Genomic DNA, 24,580 nt, shown 5'->3' with positions numbered 1-24,580 from the left:
TCAGAACACCTCGGGCGCCGCTCCGATCGTCGCGATCGGCGCCGCGAGCGCCACGCCGGAGCCGTCGCGCTTCATCCCGGAGTCGGGCAGCGCGGCGACCGAGCCGTCGGCCTCGAGCGCGTGCGCGGGACCGGGGCCGACCCACGCCACTCCGAGGGCGGTCTCACCCTTGAGGAAGCGCTGCGCACGGACTCCGCCGGTGGCCCTGCCCTTGGCGGGGAACTCCGAGAACGGCGAGACCTTCGCACTGCCGGTGTCGGTCCCCGAGAGGGCCCAGCTGTCGACGGCGACCGTCGCGACGACGGCCTCGTCCCGGTCCTCGGCGGCGACGACGGCGAAGTGCACGACGTCGTCGGTCTCGGCCAGCTTGACCCCGGCCATCCCCGCGGCGGACCGGCCCTGAGGGCGGACGGCGGACGCGGGGAAGCGCAGCAGCTGGGCCTCGCCGGTGACGAAGACCAGCTCGTCCTCCTCCGCCGACGCGGCCGCGCCCACGACGGCGTCCTTCGGCTTCAGGGCGATGAGCTCGATGTCCGAGCGGTTGGGCAGCTCGCCCGGCGCGACGCGCTTGACGACGCCCTGCTGGGTGCCGAGCGCGATCGGCCGCTCGTCGTCGAGGGCGACGAGCGCGAGCACCCGCTCGTCCTTCGCCAGGTGCGGGAGGTAGTCGCTCATGCGCACGCCCGCGCCCAGCTGCACCGAGGAGGAGGGGACGGCGGGCACGTCGACCGGCGAGAAGCGGAGGAGCCGACCGGCGCTGGTGACCGCGCCGATCTCCGTCCGGCTGGTCGTGTCGAGCGCGCTGAGGACGGCGTCGTGCTTCGAGCGGCGCGTGGCGCGCTCGGGGTGGGGAGCGGCCTCGGGGTCGCGGTCGACCCGCACCATGCGGCCGGTGGTGCTCAGCAGTACCCGGCAGGGCACGTCCGCGATCTCGAGCACCGCGGCGGCCTTCCGCCCGGTGGTGGCGACGGAGGGGCGCGCCTCGGTGAGCAGGGTGCGCCGCGGGGTCCCGAGGCGCTGGGCGACCTCGTCGAGCTCGTCCGAGACCAGCTCGTCGATCCGTGATCGGCTGGCGAGGAGGGCCTCGAGCTCGGCGATCTCGGCGAGGAGGGTGTCGCGCTCGGTCTCGAGCTCGATGCGCGAGAACTTCGTGAGACGGCGGAGCTGGAGCTCGAGGATGTAGTCGGCCTGCAGGGTGCTGAGGTCGAAGACCTCGATCAGCCGGGCCCGCGCCGCCGCGGTGTCGTCGCTCCCGCGGATCAGCTGGATGACCTCGTCGATGTCGAGGATCGCGATGAGCAGGCCCTCGACCAGGTGCAGCCGCTCCTGGCGCTTGCGCAGTCGGTAGCGGGTCCGCCGGGTGACGACCTTCACCCGGTGGCCGATGTAGACCTGCAGCAGCTCCTTCAGGCCGAGGGTGCGCGGGCCGCCGTCGACCAGCGCGACGTTGTTGATCGAGAACGCGTCCTCGAGGGGCGTGTAGCGGTAGAGCTGCTCGAGGACGGCCTCGGGACTGAAGCCGGTCTTGATCCCGATGACGAGCCGGAGGCCGTTGTCCCGGTCCGTCAGGTCGGTGACGTCCGAGATGCCGCTGAGCTTCTTGTTCTGGACGCCGTCCTTGATCTTGTCGATGACCTTCTCGGCGCCGACGAGGTAGGGCAGCTCGGTGACGACCAGGCCGGACTTGCGCGCGGTGATGCTCTCGACCGAGACGCGGGCACGGGTCTTGAAGCCGCCCCGGCCGGTCGCGTAGGCGTCGCGCACGCCGGCGAGGCCGACGATCGTGCCACCGCTCGGGAAGTCCGGTCCCGGGACGAACGACATCAGGTCGTCCAGGGACGCGTCGGGGTGGGCGATCAGGTGCCGGGCCGCCCCGATCACCTCCACGAGGTTGTGGGGCGCCATGTTCGTCGCCATGCCGACGGCGATGCCGCTGGCCCCGTTGACCAGCAGGTTCGGGAACGCGGAGGGGAGGACCTCGGGCTGGTCGTGCGAGTTGTCGTAGTTCGGGACGAAGTCGACGACGTCCTCGCCGAGGTGCTCGGTCATGGCCGTGGCGGCCGGGGCGAGGCGGGCCTCGGTGTAGCGGGCCGCGGCCGGGCCGTCGTCGAGGGAGCCGAAGTTGCCGTGCCCGTCGACGAGGGCGACCCTCATCGTGAACGGCTGGGCGAGGCGCACGAGGGAGTCGTAGATCGAGGCGTCGCCGTGCGGGTGCAGCTTGCCCATCACCTCGCCGACCACGCGGGCCGACTTCACGTGGCCGTGATCGGGCCGCAGCCCCATCTCGCTCATCATGTAGAGGATCCGGCGCTGCACCGGCTTGAGGCCGTCGCGGGCGTCGGGCAGGGCCCGCGAGTAGATGACCGAGTACGCGTACTCGAGGAAGGACCCCTCCATCTCGGCCGAGACGTCGACGTCCTCGATGCGCTCGGTGAGCGAGGATCCGGAGGAGGGGGCTGCAGCGTTCATGACTCGATTCGGTGGCGGGCGCGGGGCGGCGGCGGGGGACTGCACCGCCCTGCGGCGCTCGACGGGACGGGCGGAGCGGAGACGGCGCCTCGCGGACGGGACCGGCCCTCCCGTTCACGCGGACGCTCCGCTGCACCGGCCCGGCGGGGACGGCGGCGCTGTGCGAAACTGGGCGCGATGACCCACATGCTACCGCCGGCCCCCGACGGGCGGCGGAGCCTCGCCGACGTCCTGCCGGGCGCCCTTGACGCGCTCCTGGGCCGCCCCGGCCTCTTCGGCTCGCCCCGCGTCGAGCGGATCGTGGTCGTCCTCGTTGACGGCCTGGGTGCCGCGAACCTCCGCCAGCGCGGGGGCCACTCGCGCACGCTCGCTCCGGCCCTCAACCGCGGCACCACGCTCGTCTCGGGCTTCCCGACGACCACCGCGGCGGCCCTGGCGAGCCTGACGACGGGCCTGCGCCCGGGCGGGCACGGGATGGTCGGCTACCGCGTGCTCGACCGCGCCTCCGACCGCCTGGTCAACCAGCTCTCCGGCTGGGACGAGGGCATGGTGCCCGAGACGTGGCAGCCCCACCCCACGGTCTTCGAGCAGGCCTCGGCCGCCGGTGTCCGGGCCGGAGTGATCGGCCCCGCGCGGTACGCCCGCTCCGGTCTCACGCGGGCGATCCTGCGCGGCGCCGAGTACCACTCGGCCGGCGGCGTCGCCGAGCGCTTCACGGCGGCGCGCGCCCTGCTCGACGAGGGCGGCCGGCAGCTCGTGTACCTCTACGTCCCCGAGCTCGACCAGGCGGCGCACGCGCGCGGCTGGGAGTCGCCGGAGTGGACGGCAGCGCTCGAGCTCCTGGACGGGGAGGTCGGCGGAGCGGTCCGCGGGCTCTCCGCCCGCGAGAGCGTGCTGGTCACCGCCGACCACGGCATCGTGGACGTCCCGGCGTCCTCGCACGTGCTCGTCGAGCGGGGACCGCTGCTCGAGGGCGTCCGGCACCTCGGCGGAGAGCCCCGCTGCCTGCAGCTGCACCTCGAGCCGGGTGTGGACCCCGACGAGGTGGCGCGGCGCTGGATCGAGGCGGAGGGCGCACGCGCCTGGATCGCGACGCGCGACGAGGTCGCCGTGAGCGGCTGGTTCGGCGAGGTCTCTCCGGCGGCGGCCGAGCGGATGGGCGACGTGTTCGTCGCGGCCCGGAGGACCATCGCCTACTACGCGGCGGACGACTCCTCCGGCCGCTCGATGATCGGGCAGCACGGGTCGCTCACGCCGGAGGAGACGCAGGTGCCGCTCCTCCGCTTCGGCGCGCTGGCCTGAGCCGGGCCGGAGGGACGAGGGGCACCGTCCGCCCCGGCGGAGCCGCGCCGGCGGAGGGTCAGTCGTCGCTGCGCGCTCCGAAGACGATCTCGTCCCAGCTCGGCATCGACGCCCGCCCCCTGCGGAGGCTCCCGCGCACGCCCGACGGCTGCTCGGGGACCGGGGGAGCGGTGCGCGGCGGCTCAGGTGCCTTCTCGACGGGAGGAGCGGCCTCGGCCTCGGGCTCCGGCTCCTCGCGGACGCGGAGGCTCGAGGCGTGATCGCGCTCGCCCCGGCGCCGCCGCAGGGCGTCGAGCAGGTCGGCGGTGTCGTTGAGGTTGCGCTCGCGCTGCTCCGTCGTGCTCGTGACGGGGCGGGGGAGCGTCGAGATCGGGCGCGGGGTCTCGGAGAGGGCCGGCTGCGGCTCCGTGTCGGAGGGGCGGACGGCGGCCGGCCGGGCGTGCGGCATCGCGGCGGGGCGGCCGGCCGTGGGGTGGTCGGCCCGGGCGGAGCGGGTCGGCGCCTCCGCGGACTCCGGGTCGAAGCGCGTGGCGAGCTCGTCGACGGCGGCGGGGATGACGGCGCGCAGGCGCGGGATGAGGGTCGGCCGGATCTCGCCCTGCTGCGAGAGCGTGATCGCCTCGGAGGTCAGCGGCGACAGCAGCGCCTTCCGCGGGTCGAAGCGCCAGCGGGCGTCGTGGTCGATCTCGTCCGAGCGGAAGAGGAGCTTGACGACCCAGCCCTCCTCCTCCTTCCAGCTCGACCACTGCTCGCCCTCGGCGCCGAGCGACGCGAGGCGGTCGCGGATGACGTCGCCGAAGGGCGTGCCCTCCTCGAGGGGATCGGGGTCGGTGGTCGTGTAGACGCGCACGGCGAGAGCGGAAGCGACGATGTGCTCGCGCTCGGCCGTGACGGGTCCCTCGAAGCGCTGGACGTAGCCCAGGTCGGCGCCCGTGAGCTCGGCGACCTCCTCGGCGGAGAGCCCGGAGCGGATGTGGGCCTGGATCTCGCGGGGGGAGACGCGCTTCTCGCGCGGCGGGAGGGTGTGGACCCGCGGCCGCAACTGGCTCTGCAGCGTCTCGTCGATGCGGACCGAGAAGCGCTCGCCGCCCTCGGACACGAGGACGAGCGATCCGCCCTCGACGCCGATCACCTTCAGTTCCATCATCGTGGGACCCTCCTTCTGGACGCGGACTGGGCAAGGATGCCACGCGCCCGGGCGATCGGCCGGGAATACCCCGGGCGGGTCGAAAGTTGGTGCGGAAGGAGGCGGGGCGAGCGGGTGTCAAGAGCCGTTCGAGGTGGTTTGCGAATCGATGCGTCGTGATGCACACTGACCCCGCCGATTTGTTGAACAGCAGAAATAAGAAGTGGATGGGAATGGCTACGGACTACGACGCCCCCCGCAAGACCGATGACGACTCCGAGTCGATCGAGGCCCTGAAGGAGCGAGTCCCCGACAAGATGTCCGGAGTCGTCGACGTCGATGACGCCGACAACCCGGGCGGATTCGAACTGCCCGGTGCCGATCTGTCCGACCTCGATCTGGACGTCGTGGTCCTTCCGCCCCAGGCGGACGAGTTCACGTGCGTGAGCTGCTTCCTCGTGAAGCACCGCTCGCAGATCGACCACGAGGAGAAGCTCGGACCGATCTGCCTGGAGTGCGCCGCTTAAGCGCCTCCCGGCTCCGAAGGACGACCGCTCCGTCGCCGTGATCCCCGGATCGCGGCGACGATGTCGTCCGGGCGGCGGGTGGAGACCAGCCAGTACGGCGTCGGGTCGGCCGGATCCTCGATCGGGACCCGCACCACCTCCTTCACCCAGCCGCGGATGACCAGGTACGCCCGCGCGTCCAGGCGCGTCCCGCGCTCGGCGAACGCCTGGTCCCCCGAGTAGGAGGACGGCTCGCCCACGAGGTCCAGCGGGATGTGCGCGCGGCCGGCGCGCAGCTCCCCCTCCGCCACCTCGATCACGGGGGAGAGGGCCAGCAGCGACAGCACGCAGCCCGCATACAGCACGACCGCGACGATCACCCCCACCGCGAGGTCGATGGGCGCGAACACCAGGATGCTGGCGGGGATCACGAGGGCGGTGGCGACGAAGAGCCAGGGCGCGGGCCACAGCCTCTCTCGGTAGGACGGCATGACCCTATTGGATCAGACGTTTGGTCTACCCTCGTCACGTGCCTGCAACCGTCGACGTCCCGATCACCGCGGACCGGCTCCCCTCCTACGCCCGTCCGGGCGACGCGGGAGCCGATCTCCACTCGACGGAGGACGTGGTGCTCGCCCCCGGTGAGCGCGCCTCCGTCGGCACCGGGGTGGCCGTCGCCCTCCCGGAGGGCCACGCCGGCTTCGTCGTCCCCCGCAGCGGGCTGGCCTTCGCGCACGGCATCACCGTCGTCAACGCCCCCGGAACGATCGACGCGGGCTACCGCGGCGAGATCCGGGTGGCGCTGCTGAACACCGACAGCCGCGAGACGTACCGCGTCTCGGCGGGGGACCGGATCGCGCAGCTCGTGATCGTCCCCGTCGTCCAGGCGAGGTTCACGGCCGTCGACGAGCTTCCCGAGTCGGTCCGCGGCACGGGCGGCTTCGGATCCACCGGGTACGCCGCCGGCGCCCAGGAGACCAGAATCCACGAGGAGAGCGCATGAGCGACATCCAGCCCACGGCCGGCGAGGCCGCCGAGCCCGTCCAGCAGGACTTCGAGAAGTCGGCGCCGGAGGATCGCGCGGAGGCCGGGCCCCTGGACGAGCGCGAGGCCAACCCGGTCCGCCCCTACATCGACCTCGGCGGGGTGAAGGTGCTTCCCCGCGAGGGCATGCACATCCGCCTCGAGGTCGAGGAGGGGACCAAGCGCGTCATCGCCGTCGGCCTCGACTACGCCGGGTCGACGCTGCAGGTGCAGCCCTTCTCCGCGCCGCGCTCCTCGGGCCTCTGGCACGAGATCCGCGGCCAGATCGCCGAGCAGATCGGCCGTCAGGGCGGATCGACGACGGAGCGCGACGGCGTCTTCGGTCCGGAGCTCGTCGCCGAGCTCCCGATCGCCGGCGGCCAGACCCGCGTCGCCCGGTTCGTCGGCGTCGACGGTCCGCGCTGGTTCCTCCGCGGCGTGATCGCCGGAGCCGGAGCCGTCGACGAGCAGGCGGCCGCCTCGGTCGAGGAGCTCTTCCGCAGCATCGTCGTGGTCCGCGGCAGCGGCCCGATGCCTCCGCGCGACCTGATCCCGCTGAAGGTGCCGACCGGCAGCCAGACCCAGCAGAGCGCGAGCTGACCGGCATGGAGCCGGTGCGGCCCGAGGAACCGGCCCGATCGGAGGAGCCGGTCCGGCCCGAGGTCGGCGACGCGATCGCGCAGGCCGCCCGCCGCTCGGGACTCGGCGCGGTCGCCGACGGCGAGCCGTTCGACGGGAAGGCGCTGCTGCGCACCATGGGCGGCGTCCGGGGGATCCTCGAGGCCGTCGTGCCCGGCATCGCCTTCGTCCTGCTCTACACGGTCACCTCGGAGCTCGTGCTCTCGCTGGTCGCATCCGTCGGGCTCGCCGTGGCGTTCACGGTGGCGCGGGTGCTCGGCCGGACGCCGGTGATCCAGGCCGTCGGCGGACTGCTCGCCGTGGTGGTCTCGGCCGCACTGGCGCTGTTCACCGGGCGGGGCGTCGACAACTTCGCCCTGGGGCTGCTCACCAACCTCGTCTACGGGCTCGTCTTCCTCCTCTCCGTCCTCGTGCGCTGGCCCCTGATCGGCGTCGCCGCCGGCTTCCTGATGGGGGACGGCACCGCCTGGCGATCCGATCGGCGGAAGCGCCGCCTCTTCGGCGCCCTGACCCTCGCGTGGGCGGGGCTCTTCCTCCTGCGCCTGGCCGTGCAGTACCCGCTGTTCCTCGCCGAGGACACCACGGCGCTGGGCATCTGGAAGCTGGCGCTGGGCCTGCCCCTGTACGCGCCGCTGCTGGTGCTCACCGTGCTCGCCGTCCGGGCCGAGTACCGCGGAGCCGGCGAGCGCGCCGATGCGGGCGATGCTCCGGATCGTGCGTAGAATTGTCTCGACGTCGAGATAAATAGCGCTCGCCTCCCCGCACCGTCGCGGCGAGGTCGACCGGGCGCCTCGGCGTCGAGGAGTTAGGTCCTCCTTGGTGGCAGGCCGCTGTGCGCGGTCGTCAAGATGAGGACGGAGAGCGGCTCCGCCCGTCGGCGGACGCTGCAGTCAGCGAAGGAGAGGGCGACGTGTCCGCGGTAGACAGCTTTGGATCGAAAGACACCCTGAAGGTCGGCTCGACCGACTACGAGGTGTTCCGCATCGACCGGGTCCCCGGTCACGAGAAGCTCCCGTTCAGCCTCAAGGTGCTGCTCGAGAACCTCCTCCGCACGGAGGACGGCGCGAACATCACCGCCGACCACATCCGCGCCCTCGGCGAGTGGGTCCCGGAGTCGGAGCCCGACACCGAGATCCAGTTCACGCCGGCCCGCGTGGTCATGCAGGACTTCACCGGCGTGCCCTGCATCGTCGACCTCGCCACCATGCGCGAGGCCGTCGCTGCCCTGGGCGGCGACGCGAACCGGATCAACCCGCTCGCGCCCGCCGAGATGGTCATCGACCACTCCGTCATCGCCGACCTCTTCGGCACCGAGGACGCGCTCGAGCGCAACGTCGAGCTCGAGTACGAGCGCAACGGCGAGCGGTACCAGTTCCTCCGCTGGGGCCAGACCGCCTTCGACGACTTCAAGGTCGTCCCGCCCGGAACCGGCATCGTGCACCAGGTCAACATCGAGTACCTGGCCCGCGTCACCATGACCCGCGAGGTGGGCGGCGCGCTGCGCGCCTACCCCGACACCTGCGTCGGCACCGACTCGCACACGACGATGGTCAACGGCCTCGGCGTGCTCGGCTGGGGCGTCGGCGGCATCGAGGCCGAGGCCGCGATGCTCGGCCAGCCCGTCTCGATGCTCATCCCGAAGGTCGTCGGCTTCAAGCTCACCGGCTCGATCCCGACCGGCGTGACCGCGACGGACGTCGTGCTCACCATCACGCAGATGCTGCGCAAGCACGGCGTGGTCGGCAAGTTCGTCGAGTTCTACGGGGCCGGTGTCGCCGCGGTGCCGCTCGCGAACCGCGCCACCATCGGCAACATGAGCCCCGAGTTCGGCTCCACCGCCGCGATGTTCCCCATCGACGACGTGACCCTCGACTACCTGCGCCTCACCGGCCGCAGCGACGAGCAGATCGCACTCGTCGAGCAGTACTCCAAGCTGCAGAAGCTCTGGCACGACCCCGCGGTCGAGCCGGTCTTCAGCGAGTACCTCGAGCTCGACCTCGGCACCGTCGTCCCCTCGATCGCCGGCCCGAAGCGCCCGCAGGACCGGATCGAGCTCTCGTCCGCCAAGACGCAGTTCGAGTCGGATCTCACCAACTACGCGGACGTCTCGCACGACATCGTCGACCTGACCATCGCGGAGTCGTTCCCCGCCTCCGACCCCGGAGAGCTGCAGCCGCAGGACGAGCACAGCAGCCACGAGCACACCCACCGCTCGCACGCGCCGGCGACCGCCTCCAAGCCGACCACGGTCGAGCTCGGCGAGGGCGGGACCTTCACGATCGATCACGGCGCCGTCGCGATCGCGGCGATCACCTCCTGCACCAACACGTCGAACCCCTCCGTCATGCTCGCGGCCGGCCTGCTGGCCCGCAACGCAGCGCAGAAGGGCCTGAAGGCCAAGCCGTGGGTGAAGACCACGCTGGCACCCGGGTCGAAGGTCGTCACCGACTACTACGAGAAGGCCGGCCTGACCGAGTCGCTCGAGGCTCTCGGCTTCTACACGGTCGGCTACGGCTGCACGACCTGCATCGGCAACTCCGGCCCGCTGCTCGAGGAGATCTCGGCCGCGGTGCAGGACAACGACCTCGCCGTGACCGCCGTGCTCTCAGGCAACCGCAACTTCGAGGGCCGCATCAACCCGGACGTGAAGATGAACTACCTGGCGAGCCCCCCGCTCGTCATCGCCTACGCGCTCGCCGGCTCGATGAACTTCGACTTCGAGGTCGACGCGCTCGGCACCGACTCCGACGGCAACGACGTGTTCCTCAAGGACATCTGGCCCGACGCGGCCGAGGTGCAGGCGACGATCGACTCGTCGATCGACAAGTCGATGTTCGACACGCAGTACGCGGGCGTGTTCGACGGTGACGAGCGCTGGCGCGCGCTGCAGACCCCCGAGGGCTCGATCTTCGAGTGGGACGAGTCGTCGACCTACGTGCGGAAGCCCCCGTACTTCGACGGCATGACGATGGAGACGACCCCGGTCACCGACATCGCCGGTGCCCGCGTGCTCGCCAAGCTCGGCGACTCCGTCACGACCGACCACATCAGCCCCGCCGGCTCGATCAAGGCCGACAGCCCCGCCGGCCGCTACCTCGACGAGCACGGCATCGACCGCAAGGACTACAACTCCTACGGCTCGCGCCGCGGCAACCACGAGGTGATGATCCGCGGCACGTTCGCGAACATCCGCCTGCGCAACCAGCTGCTCGACGGCGTGGAGGGCGGCTACACCCGCGACTTCACGCAGCCGGACGCCCCGCAGTCGTTCATCTACGACGCGTCGCAGAACTACCAGGCCGAGGGAACCCCGCTCGTCATCCTGGGCGGCAAGGAGTACGGCTCCGGCTCGTCGCGCGATTGGGCGGCCAAGGGCACGAGCCTGCTGGGCGTCAAGGCGGTCATCGTCGAGAGCTTCGAGCGGATCCACCGCTCGAACCTCATCGGCATGGGCGTCGTCCCGCTGCAGTTCCCCGCGGGCGAGAGCTGGGAGTCGCTGGGCCTGGACGGCACCGAGTCGATCAGCATCTCGGGCATCGAGGAGCTGAACGAGGGCGTCACCCCCAAGACGGTCCACGTCGTCGCCGAGCCGACCGAGCACTCGGCCGAGGGCAAGCAGACCGTCGAGTTCGACGCGGTCGTCCGCATCGACACCCCCGGTGAGGCGGACTACTACCGCAACGGCGGCATCCTGCAGTACGTGCTGCGCTCGCTCGTCTAGATCAGCCGCAGAGCGTGTGCGCCTTCCCTGCGGGGGAGGCGCACACGCGTTCCCGGGGGCCCCGTGCGTAGACTCGGGAGACGTCCCCACCTCGCTCACGACCCCGGAAGGCGGCGCGCATGGCTGTTCTCGAGACCATCGGCGGTCCTCGCGATCTCGATCGCCTGACCGCGGCCGAGCTCGAGACGCTGGCGCAGGAGATCCGCGACTTCCTCGTGCGCGAGGTCTCGAAGACCGGCGGCCACCTGGGCCCGAACCTCGGCGTCGTCGAGACGACCATCGCGATCCACCGGGTCTTCGACTCGCCGCACGACGCGATCGTGTTCGACACCGGACACCAGTCCTACGTCCACAAGCTGCTCACCGGTCGCCAGGACTTCTCGAAGCTCCGGCAGCGCGGCGGCCTCGCCGGCTACCCGCAGCGGAGGGAGTCGCCGCACGACATCGTCGAGAGCTCGCACGCCTCCAGCTCGCTGTCCTGGGCGGATGGCATCTCCCGCGCCTTCACGATGACCGGCCAGACCGACCGCCACGTCGTCGCGGTCGTGGGCGACGGCGCCCTCACCGGCGGCATGACCTGGGAGGCGCTGAACAACATCAGCGACGACAACTCCCGCGGGCTGGTCATCGTGGTCAACGACAACGGGCGCTCCTACGCCCCGACCATCGGCGGCATGGCCCGCTTCCTCAACGGCGTCCGCACGCGGCCGACCTACCGCACGATGCACCGCGGCTCCCGGGCCGTCTCGGAGCGGCTGGGCGGCCCCGCCGCCGCCGTCTACCGCGGCGTGCGCGGCGGGCTCCACGGCTTCCTCAGCCGCTTCATCAACAACGAGGCGCTCTACTCCAACCTCGACATCAAGTACCTAGGGCCGATCGACGGCCACGACCTGACGGCGATGGAGGAGGCCCTCCAGCAGGCGAAGGACTACGGCCAGCCGGTCATCGTCCACGCGATCACCCAGAAGGGCAAGGGCTTCGGTCCGGCCGTGCACGACCTCGCCGACCAGTTCCACGCCGTCGGGCAGATCGACCCCGAGACGGGCGAGCCGCTGAGCGCGGCCGGCGCCCGCTCGTGGACCTCGGTGTTCGCCGAGGAGATCGTCACGCTGGCCGACGAGGACCCGACGATCGTCGGCATCACGGCCGCCATGCTCCGGCCCGTCGGTCTCGACCGCCTCGCCGAGAAGTACCCGGAACGCGTCTTCGACGTCGGCATCGCGGAGCAGCACGCCGTGACCTCGGCCGCCGGTCTCGCCTTCGGCGGGCTGCATCCGGTCGTCGCGCTGTACGCCACCTTCGTGAACCGCGCCTTCGACCAGGTGCTGATGGACGTCGCACTGCACCGCGCGGGCGTCACCTTCGTGCTGGACCGCGCCGGAGTCACCGGACCCGACGGTCCGAGCCACCACGGCATGTGGGATCTGGCGATCCTGCAGGTCATCCCGAACATCCGCCTCGCCGCTCCGCGCGACTCCGTGCGCCTGCGCGAGGAGCTGCGCGAGGCCGTCGGCGTCACCGACGCGCCGACCGTGGTGCGCTTCTCGAAGGGGAGCGTCGGCGACGAGATCGACGCCGTCGAGCGTCTCGGCGACGGGGTCGACGTGCTCGCCCGCGCCGAGCGCAAGGACGTGCTGCTGGTCACGGTCGGGCCGATGGCCGCGATGGGTCTCGAGGTCGCCCAGCGGCTCGCGGCCCAGGGCATCGGAGCCACCGTCGTCGACCCCCGCTGGGTCGTGCCCGTGCCCACCAGCATCATCGAGCTCGCCCGCGAGCACCGCATCGTCGTCTCGATCGAGGACGGGGTGCGCGTCGGCGGGATCGGCACGCGCATCCGCCAGGACCTGCGCGAGGCCGGCGTGGACACCGCGGTGACAGAGCTCGGGCTGCCCGACCAATTCCTCGACCACGCGAAGCGCGAGGAGATCCTCGAGGACGTCGGGCTCACTCCCCAGCACATCGCCCGCGACGTCGTCGCGCAGGTGCTGGGCAGCAAGATCCCGGTCGCCCGTCCGCTCCCGGACGAGGTCGAGGCCCGGGACGACGCCCGCAGCGACTGATCGTCCGTCGGGACCCGTCCCGCAGGCGACGCGCGGAAGGGGCGCCGGATCCGATCCGGCGCCCCTTCCGCGTCACTGCACTCCGCGTCAGTCGACGCCGCGGATCGCGGGGTGGTGGAACGTGTCCCCGAACGCCCGCTCGCTCGCGCCGACCCGGTCGAGGTAGGGCGTGAGCCCGCCCATCTGGAACGGGTAGCCCGCGCCGAGGATCAGGCAGAGGTCGATGTCCTCGGCGGCGTGCACGACGTCGTCGTCCAGCATCCGCTTGACCTCGTCCGCGAGACCCGTCTCGACGCGCAGCCGCAGCTGCTCGGCCGTCATCGGCTCCGTGCCGCCGGCGACGATCGCGACAGCGCGCTTGTCGACGCCCTTCACACGCCCCTTCGCGTCGCGCTCGAAGACGTGGCCGAGCTCGGCGAGGCGGTGCAGGTTGGGGCTGTCGAAGAAGCGGTCGGGGAACGCGGCGTGATGGGTGTCGAGCACGTGCGCGCCGACCTTGAGGCCCACCAGCTCGAGCAGCTCGAACGGGGTCATCGGCAGGCCGAACGGAGCCAGCGACTGCTCGACGACCTCGAAGGGAGTGCCCGTGTCGACCGCGTGCATCGCCTCGCCCAGGACCTTCGCCAGCACGCGGTTCACCACGAAGCCCGGGGTGTCGCGCGTGATGACGGCGTTCTTCTTGAGCTTCGCGGCGGTGACCATCGCCGTCGAGAGGGTCTCGTCGTCGGTGTGCGGTGTCCGGACCACCTCGATCAGCGGCATGACCGCGACCGGGTTGAAGAAGTGGAAGCCGACGAGGCGCTCCGGGTGCTCCAGCCGCTCGCCGATGCGCTCGACGGAGAGGGACGAGGTGTTGGTCGCGAGCACCGCCGTGGGCGAGACGTAGCGCTCGATGTCGGCGAACACGTCCTGCTTCACCGACAGCTCCTCGAAGACCGCCTCGATCACCCAGTCGGCGTCGGCGAAGTCGGAGCGGTCGGTCGTGCCGGTGATCAGCGCGCGGAGGCGGTTCGCGTCGTCGGGGGAGACGCGTCCCTTCGCCAGCAGCGCGTCGATCTCGGCGCGGATGCCCGCGACGCCCTTGTCGACCCGCTCCTGGTCGAGGTCGGTGATGACCACCGGCACCTGGAGGCGGCGGAGGAAGAGCAGCGCGAACTGCGAGGCCATGAGGCCCGCGCCGACCACCCCGACCTTGGTGACGGGCTTGGCCAGCGCCCTGTCGGGCGCTCCCGCGGGACGCTTGGCGCGCTTCTGCACCAGATCGAACGCGTAGATGCTCGCGCGGAACTGGTCGCCCGAGATCAGGTCGGCCAGCGCCTCGTCCTCGGCGGCGAAGCCCTCCTCGCGGGTGGTGTTCTTCGCGGCCTTGAGAAGCTCCAGCGCGCGGTACGGAGACGCCGCGACCGTGCCGATCCGCGACTCCAGCTGCTTGCGAGCGATCGAGATCGCGACGTCCCACTTGACCAGCCGCTCCAGTTTGCCGGGTGCGTTCGGCCGCTCCACCTTCACGGAGCCGCCGATCACGCCGTCGGCCCAGCGGAGCGAGTCCTCGAGGAAGGCGGCGGGCGGGAAGATCGCGTCGGCGATGCCGAGGTCGAACACCTCCTGGCCCTTGAGCGTGCGGTTGTTCTTGAGCGGGTTCTCGACCACGACCTTGAGGGCGTTCTCGATGCCGATCAGGTTCGGCAGGAGCCACGCGCCGCCCCAGCCGGGGATGATGCCGAGGAAGACCTCGGGGAGCCCGAGCGCGGGGATGGAGGAGTCGACCGTGCGGTAGTCGGCGTTCAGGCCGATCTCGGTGCCGCCGCCCAGGGCGAGGCCGTTGATGAAGGCGAAGGACGGCACGCCCAGCTCGGCCAGCATCCCCAGCGTGCGGTGACCCAGGCGCGCCAGCTGGCGGCCGAGCTCACGGCTCGGGATGGCCCCGACCTTGCTGAGGTCGGCTCCCGCGGCGAGGATGAACGGCTTGCCGGTGATGCCGACCGCCTGGATCTCGCCGCGCGAGGCGCGCTCCTTCTGCGTGAGGAGGACGTCCGCCAGCTCGAAGAGCGACGCCGGCCCGAAGGTGTTGGGGCGGGTGTGGTCGCGGTCGTTGTCGAGCGTGATCAGGGCGAGCGTGCGGCCGCTGGGCAGCGGCACGTCGCGGACGTAGGAGTGGGTGACGACCTCGCCCTCGGCGAGGTCCACGAGGTTCTCGAATCCTTCGAGCATGGGTCAGCGTCCCTTCCGTCGTCCGCGCTTGCCGTCGTAGTGCGGGTTCTCCCAGATCACCGTGCCGCCCTGACCGAGGCCGACGCAGAGGGCCGTCACGCCGTAGCGGACCTCGGGGTGCGACTCGAACTGCCGGGCCAGCTGGATCATCAGCCGGACCCCGGAGGAGGCGAGCGGGTGGCCGATCGCGATCGCTCCGCCGTACTCGTTGACGCGCGGGTCGTCGTCATCGAGGCCGAAATGGTCGAGGAAGGAGAGCACCTGCACGGCGAACGCCTCGTTGAGCTCGAAGAGCCCGATGTCCTCGATGCCCAGGCCCGCCTTGCGGAGCGCCTTCTCGGTCGAGGGGACCGGGCCGATGCCCATGATCTCGGGCTCGACGCCGGCGTACGCGAAGCTCACCATCCGCATCTTCGCGGACAGGCCCAGCTCCTGCGCGGCGTCGGCGCTGGCCAGGAGCGACACCGTCGCTCCGTCGTTGAGCCCGGAGGAGTTGCCCGCGGTCACCCGGCCGTGGGGGCGGAACGGGGTCCGCAGGCCCGCGAGGCCCTCGAGGGTCGTCTCGGGGCGCGGTGCCTCATCGGCGGTCGCGAGGCCCCAGCCCGCGGCGCTGCGCGTGGCGACGGGGACGAGGTCCGGCTGGATGCTGCCGGCGGCGTACGCAGCGGCCAGCTTCTGCTGGCTCCGCAGGGCGTAGTGGTCGGCGCGCTCCTTCGTCAGGTGCGGGAAGCGGTCGTGGATCCGCTCCGCCGTGCGGCCCATGTTGAGCGCGTCCTCGCCGACGAGGCGCTCCGAGAGGAAGCGCGGGTTGGGGTCGGCGCCGAAGCCCATCGGGTGCCGGCCCATGTGCTCCACGCCGCCGGCGAGGACCACGTCGTAGGCGCCGAACGCGATGCCGCCCGCGGTCGCGGTGACCGAGGTCATCGCTCCGGCGCACATGCGGTCGATGGCGAAGCCGGGCACCGACTTCGGCAGCCCTGCGAGTAGCGCCGCCGTGCGGCCGAGGGTCAGGCCCTGGTCGCCCTGCTGGGTGGTGGCGGCGATCGCCACCTCGTCCACCCGCTCCTTCGGCAGCGCGCCGTTGCGCTCCAGCAGACCGATCATCGCCTTGACGACGAGGTCGTCGGCTCGGGTCTGCCAGTACATGCCCTTCTCGCCGGCACGCCCGAACGGAGTACGGACTCCGTCGACGAACACGACTTCGGATCTCTCGGCCACAATGCCTCCCAGGAACTCACGGTCGCCGTCGATCGTAGGAACCGGCACCGCGCAGCCGGAATCCTTTGCCGCTTCCTACGAAGCGGTTTCGGTGCCCTCGGCCGGCGCTTGGGCCGCTTCGACAAACGCGGTGGCGATCGAGCCCGACGTGGCCTCGACCTGCCAGGCGCGGGCGCCGGCGCGGGTGAGCTCCGCGGCGACCGACTCCGCGGTCAACGGCTCGGGCGGGTTCCAGGCCACCCGGCGCAGCAGCTCCGGCGTGAGCAGGTTCTCGACCGGGAGCGAGAGCAGCTCGGCGATCTCGGTGACCACGGCGCGTCCCGCCTTCAGGCGCGCGTCGGCGGCCGGGTTGCGATCGCCCCACGCGCGGGGAGGGGGGAGCGTGTCGGCGGCCGGGCGGGTCGGGCTCGGCAGGTCCTCGGTCGTCGTCCCGCGCTCGATCGCGGCCCACCAGCGCTCGACCTCGCCGCGGCTGGCGCGGCCGGTGAAGTCGCGGCGGCCCGAGAGCTGGCCGATGCTGGTCGGGATGTTGCGGGCGACCGCGATGATCGAGGAGTCGGGGATCAGGCGGCCGGGAGCGATGTCGCGCTCGCGGGCGAACGCGTCCCGGGCCAGCCAGAGCTCGCGCGCCACGGCGAGGGGGCGCGGGCCGCGGAGCGAGTGCATGCCGGAGAGGCGGCGCCACGGGTCCGGCGGGACCGCCTTCGGGGCGCGCGCGAGCGTCGCCTCGAACTCCTCGCGGGCGATGCGCGTCTTCCGCGCGGCGATGAGCATCTCCTCCATGCGGTCGCGGAGGTCGACGAGGAGCTCCACGTCCTTCGCGGCGTAGACGAGCCAGCTCTGGGGGAGGGGGCGGGTCGACCAGTCGGCGGCCGAGTGCTCCTTGGCCAGGTGGATGCCGAGGAGGTCCTCGACGACGGCGCCGAGGCCCACCTTGGGCAGTCCGAGGAGCCGGGCGGCGAGCTCGGTGTCGAAGATCCGCACCGGGTCCAGGCCCACCTCGCGCAGGCAGGCGAGATCCTGGCTGGCGGCGTGGAGGACCCACTCCTCCTGGCCGATGACCGCCTGCAGAGCGTCCATCCGGCCGATGGCGGGGGGATCGAAGAGAAACGCGCCGGCGCCGCGCCGGTAGACCTGGATCAGGTACGCGCGCTGCGAGTAGGTGAAGCCGGAGGCGCGCTCGGCGTCGACGGCGACGGGGCCCTCGCCGGCGGCGAGGGCGTCGACCGCGGCGAGGAACTCGTCGGGCGTGGAGAGGACACGGTAATCAGTCACGGTTGTTCCGTCGGAAGGCGAGCGGGGTCACACCGTCGCTCGATACGGGCGGGAGACCCGCGAGCATGCACAACAGCTCCCCCCACCCTTCCACGTGAGCGGCGAGCTGCGCATCATCCGGGCTCCAGGAGGCGCGGATCTCGATCTGCGCACCGTCCCCCTGAGCGGCCAGCTCGCCGAAGCCGGTGGAGAGCACCTTGGTCGCCGTGCCGGACGCGGCGGAATAGGAGGCGCCCCGCGCCCCGAGGGCGTCGATGAGCCAGGACCAGGCGACCTCGGCGAGGAACGGATCGGTGCCGATCTCGACCTCGAGCGGGGCCTGGGCGAAGCAGACGACACGGAAGGGGCCGCCCCACTGCTCGGGCTCCTCGGGGTCGTAGAGCAGGATGAAGCGCCCCGTGCCCAGCTCGGAGTCGCGTCCGTGCGCGTGCGGCGCGACGTCGCCCGACAGGGCGAGGGCCCAGGGCGCGAGACCCGACGGCGAGGCGATCTCGGACACGGTGAGCTCGGCGCGCGTGGCAGCGGCGCGGATCGACTCCGTCGCGACCCGGAACTCCTCAGGGAGCTGGGACGACGCTGGGAATTCGGGCACGATCGCAGACTAGGGTTCCGACGCGCCCGGGACGCGGAGGCACGCCGGGTGGGCGGCTCTCAGCGCGTGCGGCTCCAGCGGGCGTAGACGGCCCCGGAATCGTCCGCGGCCAGCAGCGTCAGGGCGTAGGCGTCGTCGACGACGGCCGTGCCCGTCGCGACCGGGAGGCCCGGGAGGACCACGCGCGGCGAGGTGGTGAGGCACAGCTCGTCGACCCGGCCCGAGGCGAGGAACTGGCCCGAGAGCGAGGCGCCGCCCTCGCAGACGACGCGGTGCAGGCCGAGCCCGGCGAGAGCCTCCAGGAGCTCATCGACGCCGATCCGCTCCGAGGAGGACGGGACCCGGACCACCTCGACGCCGGCGGGGAGCCCCTCCACCGCGCCGCGCGACTCCGGCACCAGCAGCAGGACCCGGGAGCCCTCCTGCAGCTCCAGGCGGTGCCCGGTGAGATCGCCCGAGGCGGAGACGACGGCGAGCGGGACCCGCCGGGGGACGCGGTAGCCCTCGGCGCGGACGCTCGCGGCTCCGACGAGGACGACGTCGGCCTGCTCGCGGACGACTCCGAGGATCGTGCGGTCGACGCGGTTGGTGAGCGTCTCGCTGGTGCCGTCGGAGCCGGTGCTGGAGCCGGTGACGCTCGCGATCATGTTCAGGCGCACGCGCACCGCCTCGTCGGGACGCCAGGCGTCAGCGACCGCCGCTCGCGCGCCCTCCTCGCCGATCACGATCGGCGGACCGGCGGGGACGAGCGGCCGGAGGATCATGCGGCCAGGTGCGCGCGGACCTGCCGCTTGGTGCGGCCGAGCAGCGCGGTCATGCCGCGCAGGCGCAGCGGCGAGACCGCCTCCGAGAGGCCGATGGTCTGCGGGAAGTCGTCGGGGACGGCGAGCACCTGCTCGGGGGTGAGCCCGGCCAGGCCCTGCGCCAGGATCGACGCGAAGCCGCGCGTCGTGGGCGCCTCGCGGGGAGCAGTGGCGTGCAGGTGCACGATCCCGCCCTCCACATCGACGACGATGAAGACGGGCGCCTGGCACTCCTCCACGCGCTCGAAGAGGTCCGGGTGGTCGCGGTAGCGCTCGGGCAGGTCGGGGAGCTCGTTCGAGAACTCGAGCAGGAGCTGCAGGCGCTCCGGCTTCTCGAGGGCGAGGAACTCCTCGCGGATGTCGCGCAGAGCGTCGGGGAGCGTGGTGTCGGTCATCCGGTCCAGTGTCTCATCGGGGGAGGGGCGGCGGGCGGTCGCAGCGGAGGCCGGGAGCCCGGATCCGGCCCGTCGACGGGCGGATCGGCGCTCCCGGCCTCCGTCGTGACGCGTCAGCGGGCCGCGGGGGCCTCGCCGGGCTCGGCGCCCTGCACGATCGGGACGCGGACAGCGCTGCCCCACTCGGTCCAGGAGCCGTCGTAGTTGCGGACGCCCTCGAAGCCGAGGAGGTGGGTCAGCACGAACCAGGTGTGGGCGGAGCGCTCGCCGATCCGGCAGTAGGCGATGACGGAGTCGCCGTCCTTCAGCCCCGCGCCCTCGCGGTAGATGCCGTTCAGCTCGTCGAGGGGGCGGAAGGTGCCGTCCTCGGCGGCGGCCCTGCCCCAGGGCACGTTCTGCGCGCTCGGGATGTGACCGGCGCGCAGGGCGCCCTCCTCCGGATAGGCCGGCGCCGTGGTGCGCTGCCCGGTGAACTCCTCCGGGGAGCGGACGTCGATCAGCGGGTTGCCGAAGTGCGCGAGGACGTCGTCCTTGAAGGCGCGGATCTCGGCGTCGCTGCGCTCGACGACGGGGTACTCGGCGGGCTCCGGGGAGGAGGCGTCCGTGGTCGTCGGGCGGCCCTCCGCGAGCCACTTGTCGCGGCCGCCGTCGAGCAGACGGACGTCCTCGTGGCCGAAGAGGGTGAAGACCCAGAGCGCGTAGGCGGCCCACCAGTTGTTCTTGTCGCCGTAGACGACGACGGTGGTGTCGCGGGCGATGCCCTTGCCGCCGACCAGCGCGGCGAACGCGGCACCGTCGATGTAGTCGCGCTGCACCGGGTCGTTGAGGTCGGTGTGCCAGTCGATCTTGACGGAGCCGGGGATGTGGCCGGTCTCGTAGAGCAGGACGTCCTCGTCGGACTCGACGACGACGAGACCGGGAGTGCCGAGGCGCTGCTCGAGCCAGTCGGCGCTGACGAGCCGTTCGGGGTGCGCGTAGGAGGCGAACTTCGGCGACGGATCGGTTTCGACGGACAAGGAAGACCTCCAGGATGGTGCGCGGAGCGCGGGCGTGATTCCACGGCGGGCTACGCTGGAGCCCGCCCTTCAGCGACAGTACGCGTCCGCGGACGACGCCGCACGGAGGGCGCCGTAAGAGTTCGACACAGAACCGCGGCGGCTCCGTGCCCGGTGCGGCCGCCGCCACTGAGCGCACGGACCCCCGCCGTGCGCAGGATGCGAGACGCGAGTGAGCCCCGACGACGTCCGATCGACGAGCAGCCTGACCGCCCGCTCGCCCCAGATCAGCGGGCACGAGATCGCGTCGACGCTGGTGCCCCCGCGCCAGTTCGAGGGCGCCACCTTCGAGAGCTACCGTCCCGACCCGGAGTACCCCTCGCAGGCCGACGCGGTGGATGCTCTCCGCGCGTTCGCCGCCGGCGGCGGATCCAAGGGCGGCGGAGGCGGCTTCCTGGGCTTCGGCCGGAAGAAGGCCCCCGCGGTCAAGCCGGGCGTGTACCTCGACGGCGGCTTCGGCGTCGGCAAGACCCACCTGCTCGCGGCGATCTGGCACGCGGTGCCGGGCCGCACCTACTTCGGGACGTTCATCGAGTACACCGCGCTCGTCGGCGCGCTCGGCTACGCGGCGACCGTCTCGCTCCTCAAGGGCTCGGCGCTGCTGTGCATCGACGAGTTCGAGCTGGACGACCCGGGCGACACGATGCTGATGACGCGGCTCCTCGGCGAGCTGGTCGCCTCCGGGACCCGCATCGCCGCGACCTCGAACACCCCGCCCAACGCGCTGGGCGAGGGGCGCTTCGCCGCAGCGGACTTCCTCCGCGAGATCCAGTCGATGGCCGCCCACTTCGAGACGATGCGGATCGACGGCACCGACTACCGGCGCCGCGACATCGAGGGCCACGCCGTGGTGCGCACCGACGAGGAGATCGACGCTCTCGTCGCGGCCGCCCCCGCCGGCTCCGTCGTCACCGACGACCCGTTCGCGGACGCCGTGCACCACCTGGGCACCGTGCACCCCTCCCGCTACATCAAGGTGATCGACGGCGTCGACACCATCGTGCTCCGGGGCGTCACCGCTCTGACCGACCAGACCGACGCCCTGCGCCTCGTGGCCTTCATCGACCGGGTCTACGACGCGCAGATCCCGGTCCTCGCCTCCGGGACGCCCCTCGACGAGGTCTTCGGCGGCGACATGCTGAGCGGCGGCTACCGCAAGAAGTACCTGCGCTCGATGTCGCGGCTCATCGCGCTCACCTCGATGGCGCCCCGCTCCTAGGGGCGGATCCGCTCTCCTCCCGGCGTTCCCGGGGTCGTCGTCGTGCCGTCCGCCAGCGCGCCGTAACGCGCTTTTTACACAGGGGCCTCGGCCGTAACCTCCGCGAAACGCGGTGCCTCACGGGACGAAACCTCGCGCCACCAGACTGTCGGCTACCCGAGGTGACCCGACACCCGCGTGTCTCCAGGCCGTGCTCCGACGCAGCGTCCTCGCTCCGGGCTTTTCTCTGCACACTCACGAGAGGTTCAACAATGGATCAAGGCAATACCGCGTTCCTGCTCATCGCAGCCGCGCTGGTCCTGCTCATGACCCCCGGGCTCGCCTTCTTCTACGGCGGCCTGGTGCGTGCGAAGAGCGTCATCAGCATGATGATGCTCAGCTTCGGAGCCATGGGCCTCATCGGGGTCCTCTGGGTCCTGTACGGCTACGCGATCGCGTTCGGCAACGGCCCGTCCGGCCCCGCAGGAACCGACACCTTCGTCGGCATCGACGGCGTCCTCGGCATCGACACCGCCCAGATCGGCCTGCAGGGCATCTACAACGACGCGCTCGGCGAGCAGACGTCGGCCTACCCGACGCTGGCCTTCGCCGCGTTCCAGGCGACGTTCGCGATCATCACCGTCGCGCTCATCTCCGGCGCCATCGCGGACCGGGCGAAGTTCGGCGCCTGGATGGTCTTCGCCGGCGTCTGGGCCACCGTCGTCTACTTCCCGGTCGCCTCGTGGGTCTTCAACTTCACCCTCGGCGACGACGCCACCGTCGTCGACGGCGGCTGGATCGCCTACGGCGTCGGCGCGATCGACTTCGCGGGCGGCACCGCCGTCCACATCAACGCCGGAGCGGCGGCCCTCGCCCTCGCCCTGGTGCTCGGCAAGCGCGTCAACTTCACCAAGGGCGCGCACCAGCCCCACAACCCGCCGTTCGTGCTCCTGGGCGCCGGACTGCTGTGGTTCGGCTGGTTCGGCTTCAACGCCGGCTCCGAGCTCGCCGCCGACGGCATCGCGGCCGTCGCCTTCCTCAACACCATCGCCGCTCCGGCCGCCGCGATCCTCGGCTGGCTCGTCGTCGAGAAGATCAAGGACGGCAAGCCCACCTCGATCGGCGCCGCCTCGGGCGCGGTCGCGGGCCTCGTCGCGATCACCCCGGCGTGCGCCAGCCTGTCGCCGTTCTGGGCGATCGTCCTGGGCGTCATCACCGGCGCCGTCTGCGCCCTGGCGATCGACCTCAAGTACCGCCTCGGCTACGACGACTCGCTCGACGTGGTCGGCGTGCACCTGGTCGGCGGCCTCATCGGAACGCTCTACATCGGCTTCTTCGGCACCGGCGTGGGCCTGTTCCTCACCGGCGACGCGAGCCAGCTCGGCAAGCAGGCCCTCGCGGCCTTCACCGTCCTCGCCTACTCCTTCGTCATGACGCTCCTCATCGGCTGGATCATCCAGAAGACGATGGGCTTCCGCGTGAAGAACGAGGACGAGATCGCCGGCATCGACACGGCCATCCACGGCGAGGCGGGCTACGTCCTGGCGGACTGACCCCCTCCTCCGCAGCACCCGACGGGGTGCCGGCTCTCCGGAGCCGGCACCCCGTCGGCGCGTCCGGGACGGGCGACCGCCGGGCGCGCCCCCGCGGGCGGGCGGCCGCGGATCCGGGCTAGGGTTCCGGGGTGCCCTCCTCGCGCTCGGTCGTGTCCCTGCTCCTCCGACTCCTCGGCCGCGCGGTCGCCCCGCGCCCGGACGCCGGGCCCCGCCCGCAGCGCCCGTACCTGAGCACGACGGCGCCGACCCCGGGCGCGAGCGGAGTGGGCCGCACCGTCGAGGTCGACCCGTCACGGCTCCGCGGGGTCCGCCTGGGCTACGCGCCCACGCCCGACGGCGACCCGGACCCGGGCGAGGTCGTCTGGACCTGGGTGCCGTACGAGGAGGACGACGGCCGCGGCAAGGACCGCCCGGTGCTCGTGCTCGCGGTCGAGAAGTCGGGGACAGTGCTCGCCGTGCGGCTGAGCTCGAAGGAGCACTCCGACTACCTGGCCGTCGGGACCGGCGGCTGGGACCCGGACGGGCGCCCCAGCTGGGTCGACCCGGAGCGCGTGTTCCGCGTGCACCCCGCCGGGATGCGCCGCGAAGGAGCAGCTCTGGAGCGTGCTCGGTACGACGCCGTCGCCCGGGTGCTCTCGGCGCGGTACGGCTGGCACTGAGCGCTCGACGCCGTCGAGCGGCCACGAGTGGTCGCCGCTGAGCGCCTCAGGGAAGATCCCTGCCCGTCGAACGAGGGCCGTGCTCCTCGGAGGAGGCGTCAGACCGGGTCGATCGGCACGAAGCCCGCGTACTTCGCGGCGCGGCCGTCCCCGGAGGACGTGCCGGTGAGCCTGCGCCGCACCCACGGCGTGACGTGCTGCCGGTAGTACTGCACGGTTCCGCCGCGCCGGAGTGCGGCCTCGGGAGCGTCGGGCAGCGCGGCGGGCGGCGTGAGCCCGAGCGCCCGCAGGACCCGGTCGGCCACCCGCCGGTGTCCCCGCGGGCCGAGGTGCAGGCGGTCCTCCGACCACAGCGCCGGATCGGCGAAAGCGGGGTCGTGCCAGTTGTCGGCGACGACCACGTCGGTCCGGTGGCTCGTCCGGCGCAGGACGGCGTCGGTCAGCGCGTCCCCGCGGCGACGGATGAGCGAGCCGAGCGGGAGCCGCGGCGACGGGTCGGCGCCGGCCAGGGCGATCAGCACGACGCCCTGCTCGTCGCAGCGCTCGAGAACGCGGAGGTAGGCGTCGGCGATCCGCTCGATGTCGGCCCGCGGGCGCAGCATGTCGTTGCCGCCGCCGTTGAAGGAGAGGTGGGTCGGACCCAGGGCGAGCGCGGGCTCGAGCTGCTCGTCGAGGATCGGCGCGATGAGCCGGCCCCGGATCGCGAGGTTGGCGTACTCGATCCGCTCACCCGTGGCCGCCGCCCATCCCGCGGCCGCCAGATCGGCCCAGC

Annotated in this window: 21 protein-coding genes; 10 read left to right on the top strand and 11 right to left on the bottom strand. The window is 72.2% G+C overall.

Annotation, left to right across the window (positions count from 1 at the left end; genetic code table 11):
* A complete protein-coding gene (locus tag C5D36_RS14940) occupies nt 1-2,469 on the bottom strand; it encodes a DNA topoisomerase (ATP-hydrolyzing) subunit A (RefSeq protein WP_104296147.1) in 2,469 nt (822 codons plus the stop codon).
* A gap of 177 nt (nt 2,470-2,646) precedes the next feature.
* Between C5D36_RS14940 and C5D36_RS14935 the strand changes: the two genes are divergently transcribed.
* Entirely contained in the window at nt 2,647-3,771 is a 1,125-nt protein-coding gene (locus tag C5D36_RS14935; protein WP_258062956.1) for an alkaline phosphatase family protein, read from the top strand.
* A 58-nt stretch (nt 3,772-3,829) separates the two neighbouring features.
* Here the strand turns inward: C5D36_RS14935 and sepH are convergent, their stop codons facing one another.
* Complete coding sequence (gene sepH / locus C5D36_RS14930; protein WP_104222108.1) at nt 3,830-4,918, bottom strand: septation protein SepH; 1,089 nt, start codon at nt 4,916-4,918, stop codon at nt 3,830-3,832.
* A gap of 212 nt (nt 4,919-5,130) precedes the next feature.
* Between sepH and C5D36_RS14925 the strand changes: the two genes are divergently transcribed.
* Nucleotides 5,131-5,424, top strand: a complete 294-nt coding sequence (locus C5D36_RS14925; protein WP_055792269.1) for a DUF4193 domain-containing protein — start codon at nt 5,131-5,133, stop codon at nt 5,422-5,424.
* On the opposite strand, the gene C5D36_RS14920 is transcribed toward C5D36_RS14925, so the two are convergent.
* Entirely contained in the window at nt 5,421-5,894 is a 474-nt protein-coding gene (locus C5D36_RS14920; RefSeq protein WP_104232568.1) for a DUF3093 domain-containing protein, read from the bottom strand. The two genes, C5D36_RS14925 and C5D36_RS14920, sit on opposite strands and share 4 nt — an antisense overlap.
* 38 nt (nt 5,895-5,932) lie before the next feature.
* Here C5D36_RS14920 and dut point away from each other — a divergent pair, with 38 nt between their 5' ends.
* The 5 genes from dut (at nt 5,933) to dxs (ending at nt 12,846) form a co-directional block, all read left to right on the top strand.
* Nucleotides 5,933-6,406: a dUTP diphosphatase gene (dut, locus tag C5D36_RS14915; RefSeq protein WP_104296146.1), complete on the top strand. Its 474-nt coding sequence runs from the start codon at nt 5,933-5,935 to the stop codon at nt 6,404-6,406.
* On the top strand, nt 6,403-7,026 hold the full coding sequence (locus tag C5D36_RS14910; RefSeq protein ID WP_104248032.1) for a DUF3710 domain-containing protein: 624 nt from the start codon (nt 6,403-6,405) through the stop codon (nt 7,024-7,026). Before dut ends, C5D36_RS14910 begins: the two co-directional genes overlap by 4 nt.
* A gap of 5 nt (nt 7,027-7,031) precedes the next feature.
* The gene (locus tag C5D36_RS14905) at nt 7,032-7,787 is read left to right on the top strand and encodes a DUF3159 domain-containing protein (RefSeq protein WP_104296145.1); all 756 of its coding nucleotides are present in this window, start codon (nt 7,032-7,034) and stop codon (nt 7,785-7,787) included.
* A 188-nt stretch (nt 7,788-7,975) separates the two neighbouring features.
* Nucleotides 7,976-10,786: an aconitate hydratase AcnA gene (gene acnA, locus C5D36_RS14900; RefSeq protein WP_104267882.1), complete on the top strand. Its 2,811-nt coding sequence runs from the start codon at nt 7,976-7,978 to the stop codon at nt 10,784-10,786.
* Between the two features lie 119 nt (nt 10,787-10,905).
* The gene (gene dxs, locus C5D36_RS14895; RefSeq protein ID WP_104296144.1) at nt 10,906-12,846 is read left to right on the top strand and encodes a 1-deoxy-D-xylulose-5-phosphate synthase; all 1,941 of its coding nucleotides are present in this window, start codon (nt 10,906-10,908) and stop codon (nt 12,844-12,846) included.
* A gap of 87 nt (nt 12,847-12,933) precedes the next feature.
* Here the strand turns inward: dxs and C5D36_RS14890 are convergent, their stop codons facing one another.
* From C5D36_RS14890 to C5D36_RS14860, 7 genes are all read right to left on the bottom strand, one after another.
* Nucleotides 12,934-15,057, bottom strand: a complete 2,124-nt coding sequence (locus C5D36_RS14890) for a 3-hydroxyacyl-CoA dehydrogenase NAD-binding domain-containing protein (RefSeq protein WP_104296143.1) — start codon at nt 15,055-15,057, stop codon at nt 12,934-12,936.
* Between the two features lie 3 nt (nt 15,058-15,060).
* A complete protein-coding gene (locus C5D36_RS14885) occupies nt 15,061-16,275 on the bottom strand; it encodes a thiolase family protein (protein WP_104250321.1) in 1,215 nt (404 codons plus the stop codon).
* Between the two features lie 75 nt (nt 16,276-16,350).
* The gene (locus C5D36_RS14880; RefSeq protein WP_104296142.1) at nt 16,351-17,550 is read right to left on the bottom strand and encodes a ribonuclease D; all 1,200 of its coding nucleotides are present in this window, start codon (nt 17,548-17,550) and stop codon (nt 16,351-16,353) included.
* Complete coding sequence (locus tag C5D36_RS14875; RefSeq protein WP_104222090.1) at nt 17,543-18,142, bottom strand: DUF3000 domain-containing protein; 600 nt, start codon at nt 18,140-18,142, stop codon at nt 17,543-17,545. Before C5D36_RS14875 ends, C5D36_RS14880 begins: the two co-directional genes overlap by 8 nt.
* Nucleotides 18,143-18,201: 59 nt before the next feature.
* On the bottom strand, nt 18,202-18,906 hold the full coding sequence (locus C5D36_RS14870) for a dihydrofolate reductase family protein (protein ID WP_104296141.1): 705 nt from the start codon (nt 18,904-18,906) through the stop codon (nt 18,202-18,204).
* Nucleotides 18,903-19,340: a SufE family protein gene (locus tag C5D36_RS14865; RefSeq protein ID WP_104222086.1), complete on the bottom strand. Its 438-nt coding sequence runs from the start codon at nt 19,338-19,340 to the stop codon at nt 18,903-18,905. The genes C5D36_RS14870 and C5D36_RS14865 overlap by 4 nt, the downstream gene beginning before the upstream one ends.
* A 113-nt stretch (nt 19,341-19,453) precedes the next feature.
* A complete protein-coding gene (locus tag C5D36_RS14860; RefSeq protein WP_104232576.1) occupies nt 19,454-20,356 on the bottom strand; it encodes a sulfurtransferase in 903 nt (300 codons plus the stop codon).
* A 211-nt stretch (nt 20,357-20,567) separates the two neighbouring features.
* Here C5D36_RS14860 and zapE point away from each other — a divergent pair, with 211 nt between their 5' ends.
* The 3 genes from zapE (at nt 20,568) to C5D36_RS14845 (ending at nt 23,808) form a co-directional block, all read left to right on the top strand.
* Nucleotides 20,568-21,614, top strand: a complete 1,047-nt coding sequence (gene zapE, locus C5D36_RS14855) for a cell division protein ZapE (protein ID WP_104296140.1) — start codon at nt 20,568-20,570, stop codon at nt 21,612-21,614.
* Between the two features lie 251 nt (nt 21,615-21,865).
* Complete coding sequence (locus tag C5D36_RS14850; RefSeq protein ID WP_104222080.1) at nt 21,866-23,146, top strand: ammonium transporter; 1,281 nt, start codon at nt 21,866-21,868, stop codon at nt 23,144-23,146.
* Between the two features lie 131 nt (nt 23,147-23,277).
* On the top strand, nt 23,278-23,808 hold the full coding sequence (locus tag C5D36_RS14845) for a type II toxin-antitoxin system PemK/MazF family toxin (protein WP_167299028.1): 531 nt from the start codon (nt 23,278-23,280) through the stop codon (nt 23,806-23,808).
* A 98-nt stretch (nt 23,809-23,906) separates the two neighbouring features.
* Here C5D36_RS14845 and C5D36_RS14840 read toward each other — a convergent pair.
* A partial coding sequence (locus tag C5D36_RS14840; RefSeq protein ID WP_104296139.1) for an SGNH/GDSL hydrolase family protein occupies nt 23,907-24,580 on the bottom strand: 674 nt, incomplete at its 5' end.

This window comes from Rathayibacter sp. AY1C6 (assembly GCF_002931535.1).
Taxonomy (GTDB): Bacteria; Actinomycetota; Actinomycetes; order Actinomycetales; family Microbacteriaceae; genus Rathayibacter.
Note: the sequence above shows the minus strand (reverse complement) of the source record. Positions and strands in the feature narration are given on the sequence as shown.